This window comes from Pedococcus sp. P2_E5, from assembly GCF_056403895.1.
In genome coordinates, this window is record NZ_JBFUEP010000019.1 from 65,292 (window position 1) to 71,291 (window position 6,000).

At 67.7% G+C, this 6,000-nt stretch carries 8 protein-coding genes; 4 read left to right on the top strand and 4 right to left on the bottom strand.

Features of this window, described 5'->3' with window-relative positions; genetic code table 11:
• Positions 1–117 precede the first annotated feature (117 nt).
• Positions 118–546 carry a DUF1801 domain-containing protein gene (locus AC1DVZ_RS08410; protein WP_477617733.1) on the top strand — a complete coding sequence of 143 codons (429 nt, stop codon included), beginning with the start codon at positions 118–120 and terminating at the stop codon, positions 544–546.
• Positions 547–549: 3 nt separating this feature from the next.
• Here AC1DVZ_RS08410 and AC1DVZ_RS08415 read toward each other — a convergent pair whose 3' ends face one another.
• Positions 550–1,275: an alpha/beta fold hydrolase gene (locus AC1DVZ_RS08415; RefSeq protein ID WP_477617734.1), complete on the bottom strand. Its 726-nt coding sequence runs from the start codon at positions 1,273–1,275 to the stop codon at positions 550–552.
• A gap of 136 nt (positions 1,276–1,411) precedes the next feature.
• Between AC1DVZ_RS08415 and AC1DVZ_RS08420 the strand changes: the two genes are divergently transcribed.
• Positions 1,412–2,536, top strand: coding sequence for an adenosylhomocysteinase (locus tag AC1DVZ_RS08420; protein WP_477617735.1), 1,125 nt, complete (start codon positions 1,412–1,414; stop codon positions 2,534–2,536).
• Between the two features lie 134 nt (positions 2,537–2,670).
• Here AC1DVZ_RS08420 and AC1DVZ_RS08425 read toward each other — a convergent pair whose 3' ends face one another.
• Positions 2,671–3,573, bottom strand: coding sequence for a hypothetical protein (locus AC1DVZ_RS08425; protein ID WP_477617736.1), 903 nt, complete (start codon positions 3,571–3,573; stop codon positions 2,671–2,673).
• 249 nt (positions 3,574–3,822) lie between these two features.
• Between AC1DVZ_RS08425 and AC1DVZ_RS08430 the strand changes: the two genes are divergently transcribed.
• Both AC1DVZ_RS08430 and AC1DVZ_RS08435 read left to right on the top strand, forming a co-directional pair.
• The gene (locus AC1DVZ_RS08430) at positions 3,823–4,392 is read left to right on the top strand and encodes a dihydrofolate reductase family protein (RefSeq protein WP_477617737.1); all 570 of its coding nucleotides are present in this window, start codon (positions 3,823–3,825) and stop codon (positions 4,390–4,392) included.
• A gap of 153 nt (positions 4,393–4,545) precedes the next feature.
• Positions 4,546–4,896 (top strand): VOC family protein, encoded by a 351-nt coding sequence (locus tag AC1DVZ_RS08435; RefSeq protein WP_477617738.1) that lies wholly within the window; start codon positions 4,546–4,548, stop codon positions 4,894–4,896.
• Between the two features lie 123 nt (positions 4,897–5,019).
• Here AC1DVZ_RS08435 and AC1DVZ_RS08440 read toward each other — a convergent pair whose 3' ends face one another.
• The gene (locus AC1DVZ_RS08440; RefSeq protein WP_477617739.1) at positions 5,020–5,613 is read right to left on the bottom strand and encodes a GNAT family N-acetyltransferase; all 594 of its coding nucleotides are present in this window, start codon (positions 5,611–5,613) and stop codon (positions 5,020–5,022) included.
• A 158-nt stretch (positions 5,614–5,771) separates the two neighbouring features.
• A partial coding sequence (locus AC1DVZ_RS08445) for a hypothetical protein (protein ID WP_477617740.1) occupies positions 5,772–6,000 on the bottom strand: 229 nt, incomplete at its 5' end.

The following is a 6,000-nucleotide window of genomic DNA, read 5'->3' on the forward strand; positions in this document are numbered from 1 at the left end:
ACGCAAGAAGGTGCTCCGCTGGAAATCTGTGCGCGCCCGTCCTGCGGGGACGACGTGCCGCCCCGTCGAAGGCTCTCCACTCCGAGGGCGGCCACCATCGAGTGCCAGACTGAGACCATGGGTGAACCGAAGACGGTGCCGACGGTGGCGAGTGTCGAGGAGTTCCTGCAGGCCGCGACCCCCGCTCGTCGACAGGAGGACGGTCTGCGCCTTGCCGAGATCTTCCATGAGGTCACGGGTGCAGAGCCGACCCTGTGGGGTCCGTCGATCGTCGGGTACGGCAGCTATCGCTACGTGTCGCCCGCCGATCCGCGCAGGCATGGTGACTGGCCGAAGACCGGGTTCTCGCCGCGCAAGGCCCAGCTGTCCCTGTACGGCCTCAAGGATCTGCCCGAGGGCGCCGCGTTGCTGCCCTCGTTGGGGACGTACACCGAGGGCGCGGGCTGCGTCTACGTCAAGAAGCTTGACGACGTCGATGTGGATGTCCTGCGCCAGCTGATCGCGATCGCCTGGTCTCGGCCGGACGACCCGATGCCGGCGTCGTAACACTCAGGGGCGGGTCCGCTGCAGCAGGTAGTCGGTCACCAGCCGCGGCTGCACGAGCGGCAGCAGGTGCCCACCCGGAACCACATCGGCCTCGACGCCGAGCCGGGCGCGAGCGACGCGGCGCTGTAGGCCGACGGGGAAGAATCGGTCGTCAGCGCCGGCGAGAACGCGAATCGGAGCTGCTGGCCACGCCGTGAAGTCACACACCGATTCGAAGGCGATGTCGGCCTCGGAGCGCTGATGAGACTCGCCCTCAGCTGCCACCAAGGCGTCGACATCGTGCAGGAAATAGGTGGCCACGTCGAAGGGACCGTAGCCACCGGCGCGAGCCGCCTCGTCCTGGGCGTCGACCGCGCCCGTATGTGCCCACCAGTCGCGTGCGCGCTCACCAGGATCAGGGATCATCGCGTTCACCAGCACCAACTCACGGACCGGCACCTTCTCGCAGACGAGCGGCGCGGTGAAGCCTCCGAGCGATCCCGCGACGAGTACCACCTCGGACCGTGAACCGATCGCGTCGACGACCAGCTCGGTGTAGCGGGGCAGGCCGGCGGCTTCGTCGTCGCCGGGCAGATCAACCGCGATCGCCTCGTGGCCGGCCTCGACCAGGAGCCGACTCACACGGCTCCAGACCCACGCAGATCCACCGGCGCCCGGGATGAGAACGAAAGTAGGCACACCCGACAGTAGCGACACCCGACACGATCCCTGGGCGACCTGGCCGGCCACGTCGGAACCGTCGTGTCACGTATGCGTCCAGCGGCCCTCGTTTGCACTTCCCAGTCTGCGGACGAGCGGCTGGCGCCATCGCGAAATGCGTTGGTAGCCCTACAACTGCCGTGCCCGTGACTGGTGTACTTGAATCATGGACGCTGCCGAGCTGGAGTGGATCGCGTGGACGACGCCGATCACCACCTCGTTCGGTGCCACGGTGGCAAGGTCTGACTTCAGCGGTCGCACCGTGGCGTGCCGCCAGCACATCCTCGCCGACACGATCAGCATCGTGACTCCGTTCGTCGCGGCCGGCGCCCGGGTGCGGATGGCGCCGTGCAACCCCGACAGCACCGATGATCGCGCCGTCGCCCACTTGGCCTCGATCGGCGTCGAGGTGCGGGCACGTGCGGGGATGAGCGCCGGCGAACTCGACGAGTCGCTGGAGTGGCTCGTCAGCGAACCAGCCGACGCGCTGTGCGACATGGGTGGTGACCTCATCGCCGCCGCTGCGGCTGCCGGCCACCGGCCGTCCGGAGCGCTCGAGGCGACGACGACCGGGCTGCACCGACTCGAGGGACTGCAGGTCCCGTTCCCGGTGCTCGACTGGAACGGGATCGCGCTCAAGGACCTCATCCACAACCGTCACCACGTCGGCCTCGAGACGTGGCCCGCCTTCTCAGCCATCACGGGGCTGGCGATGTACGGGCGCGAGGTCGTCGTGGTCGGGTTCGGGCCGGTGGGACAGGGCGTCGCCGCTCGTGCCCGCGATCTGGGCGCGGTCGTCACCGTCGTCGATCTCGATCCGGTGCGGCTGGTGCAGGCCCAGCACGACGGGTGCCGCGTCGCGGAGATGGGCGCGGCCCTGCGCTCGGCGAGTGTGGTCGTCACTGCCACCGGGTTCGACGGGGTGGTGGGGGAGCGGCAGCTGTCGCAGGTCGCCGACGGCGCGATCCTGGTCAACGTCGGACACAGCGACCGCGAGATCGACGTCGACTGGCTCGACCGTCATCCGCGCACCCCGGTTCGACGACACCTCGAACGCTTTGAGCTCGACGGTCGGCGGGTGTACCTGCTCAACCGGGGGAGCCTGGTCAACCTCGCGGCCGGGCTCGGGATCGGCGCTCCCCAGCTGTTCGACCCGTTCGCGGCGATCATGCTGCTCGGGCTCGAGGCCATCCTGAGCGGGCAGACCGCAGACCTGCCCCACGGCGTGCAGCGCTACCCGCGCGAGCTGGAGCACCGCGTCGCCCGGGCGCTCGCCACCGGCACCGTCTGATCGACAGCTGGGTCCATCAGGTATGCCGCGCCGCGCCGCCCCAGCGCGAGGTCGGCGCCGCCCAGCGCGGGGTCGGCGCCGCTGCGGGGCACCCGGTGACACCCCTGCTCGCGTCGCGCGGCCTCGCAGGGTGGTCACGGACAATCGCTGAGGATCGCTTGGATCAACCGCCACCGATCAGTTCCGCGAGGCAATGCGTTCATCCGAGCCTGGAGTTTGAGCCGGAGGTCGGGGACGAGCTGGCCACAGTTGCCACGCAGGGTCTTACGTAGGGTTTGAAGGGCCCAATACTCGTTGAAGGGCTTGTCCTCCTGCACCGAAGCCAGGACAAGCTGCGGGATGCGGCTCGCGTCTGGTCGGGCGTTGAGGAAGGCCACGGCCAGGAGTCGACGCCCGCGGTCCTCGCCTGTGAGCAGCCCGTCGAGGTCAGGAACCCCGACCCGCTGACAGAGTTCAATCATGCTGGTGACTATCCCGGTCATGATCGCCGTTCGCTCGCCCCCGCTGGGCATCGTCCACCGGACTTCGTTGTACTGCTTCGCCAACTGGGCGAGTCGGGGGTCCAGACCGTCGTCGGCGCCTGCGGCAGGTGGCTTTGGTGGCAACGGTTCCTGGCGCCCCGGAATCGTTTCGTCCTCTGGGCGTCGTGCGGACGCATCCTCCCGGCGGCCGGCTGTTGCCTCCAGCTTGTTCAGCCGCTCCAGCACCTCTGCCAGGCCCTCCTTGGCGTCTCCCGAGTCAGACTTGGCCTCGCTTGACTCCTTTCGCGCCTCCGCGACCTCGCTGGGGTCGATCTCGTTGTCGCCGAACTTGAGTTTCGGGAACCAGCCCAGAAGGGATGCGAGGACGAAGTAGACCCCCGCCGCCAGAAGCGTTGCGGTGCCGAGCTCGTTCGCCGTCAAGAACACTGCCGCAACTCCAGCCGCACCGGCTCCGAGTCCTACGAGGACGGAGGTAACGCGTTGCCGGTGGGTCATGAGCTGCCGCATAGCAGGTATGGCAACGTCCTCGGGTGGATCCGTCAGTTCGTCGGCCATGACGTCTTCCTCGATTCAGAGGGCGAGGCGGCCACCTGTCGCAGGCCCCTCCCATAGGAAACGACGCTACTTCTCTGGACCCGATTGTTCACGCGGCGCGTTAGATCCGGATGGGAACCCACGCGAGAAGCGGGATGCGCCGAAGAACTCAGCGTCGCTGACGAATCTTCCGAGTTCGCCAGAACCAGCAACGCCTGGTCTGAGTACGGTCGGGGTGAAGACGCGTTGCGCGCATCAAGGGAGGGCGAGATGAGACCACTTCGATACTCGATCAACGTCACACTCGACGGCTGCTGCCATCACGAGGCGGGGCTGCCCCCCGACGAGGAGTCGATGCGCTACTGGACCGCTGAGATGGAACGAGCCGATGCCCTGCTGTTCGGCCGGGTGACCTACGAGATGATGGAGTCGGCGTGGCGTAGGCCGGCCACGGGCACGTGGCCTGACTGGATGGATGAGTGGGATATCCCCTTCGCCGAGACCATCGACCGGACGAAGAAGTACGTCGTGTCGAGCACGCTGGGCGGGGTTGACTGGAATGCCGAGCTGGTGCGAGGCGACTTGGGGCAAGCGGTTCAGCGGCTCAAGCAGGAGCCGGGCGAGGGCCTGTTCGTAGGTGGTGTGACGCTCCCCTTGGCGTTGGCAGATCTCGGACTGATCGACGAGTACGTGTTCGTTGTGCAGCCGGTCCTTGCCGGACACGGGCCGACCTTGCTCGCCGGTCTGGGCGAGCGCATCCAGCTCGAGCTCGTGGATCGCCATGAGTTCCGGTCGGGGGCGGTCGCAATGCGATACCGGCCCACGCGAGCCACGGCTTGAGGTGATCTCTCCTGGCACGTTGGCCGCTGCCTCGCGACGGAACGACAGTTCTCGCGTCTGCGGCTGGTCGCTGACCTCTGTCGATTGGGGACGGGCTCGAACGTCATCTGGTTGGAGGCCACGCCCGGTGGCCCCGCAGAACCGGAGGTCACCATGAGCCACTCCATCGTGCACGCCGAGATCCGTTCGAGCGACCCCGACGCAACAAGGGCATTTTTCGGGGAGCTGTTCGGGTGGACCTACCCAACCGAAGGCGCCTTCCCCGGCTACACCTTTGTCGAGACTGGGGTGCCCGGCGCGCTGTACACCGCGATCAGCCCGCTCCAGGGCGACGGCGACCTGGTCACGTTCTTCGTCGACGTCGAGGACATGGCCGGCGCCATCGCCAACACGACTCGCCTCGGCGGACGCGTCGTACAGGAGCCGGTCAGCGTTCCCGGAGTGTCATTCGCGCTCATCGCCGACCCGCAGGGTCATGTCGTCGGTTTGGCCCAGCAAGTTTGATCGGCAACTCGAACGACAGCGTTGTTGTTGCCGTCATCGCCTCACAGCGCGCCGTCAGGCGGCGGAGTGACGCACCCATCGCGGCAGGAGCGCGCGGCTCGGCTCAGTCCTGATCGCGCCGGGCTAGGGGTCTCGGCGCATGAACCATACGTGCGGGCCGCCCTCGGGCGGGTCAGCTTCCTCGACGACGCGAAATCCGTGGCGTTGGTAGAGCGTCACGTTGCGCGGCGTGCCGGTCTCGAGGATGACGGCAGTGTTGCTCTCGCGTGTCCGCCCGAGCCCGAATTCGATCAGCGCCGAACCGATCCCGCCTCCCTGCCAGCCGGGCTCGACCGCCACGGAGTCGAGATGCCAGACCGGCTCGGGCGGGATCTTCGAGGCGACCCACCCCCAGAAGCGCTCGTGCCGCAGTCCGCCGTCATCGGTGACGTCGTGGGTTGTCGAATCGTCGACGTGCCCGAGTGCGTCGTCCCACACGTCGGTCTGGTCGGGCGACACGAGCACGAGGGCGCCGTGCCCGTCTGCGGTCTCCCAGACGAGCCCTTCGTCCAATAAGGGGTCGAGGTAGAGCGCGTACGCTCGAATGCAGCGTTCCTTGAGGTCGTCGCTTCGACCTCCGAGCGGCCACGTCATCATCGGTTCGGTGACAAGCGCACGACCGAGCACATCAGCGATCCGGGCGAGACGACTCGGGCCGGCCGGGCGGATCTCAACCACGGCTCGAGCATACGACGGCGTCACGGACGCAGCTGAACTCCCTCGACGCGGGCGTCCCGGAAGAAGCTGCCGCTGACGAACGGCGTCTACCGGGCGATCGGCGGAGTTCCCAGCCAGTTCTGTACCTGCCGTCGCCACGCGCGCAGAACCACCGGACGCTAGGGGCGGGAGGTGACGGCTAGCCCGAGCCTGAGCTCGGCATACTGCCCGGCCGGGTAGCCGCCGGGGCCGATACCCCCGTAGGCGAACACCTTGTTTGGTTCTTCCGAGCCAGCGAAGGCTTCCATGCGCTTGGTGGCGATACGGGTGATCCTGACGCTGCTGAGTGCGGGCCGACCTGACCAGGTGCTGGAGGTGATGTCGGTGGACTCGTGCCAAGCCTTGGAG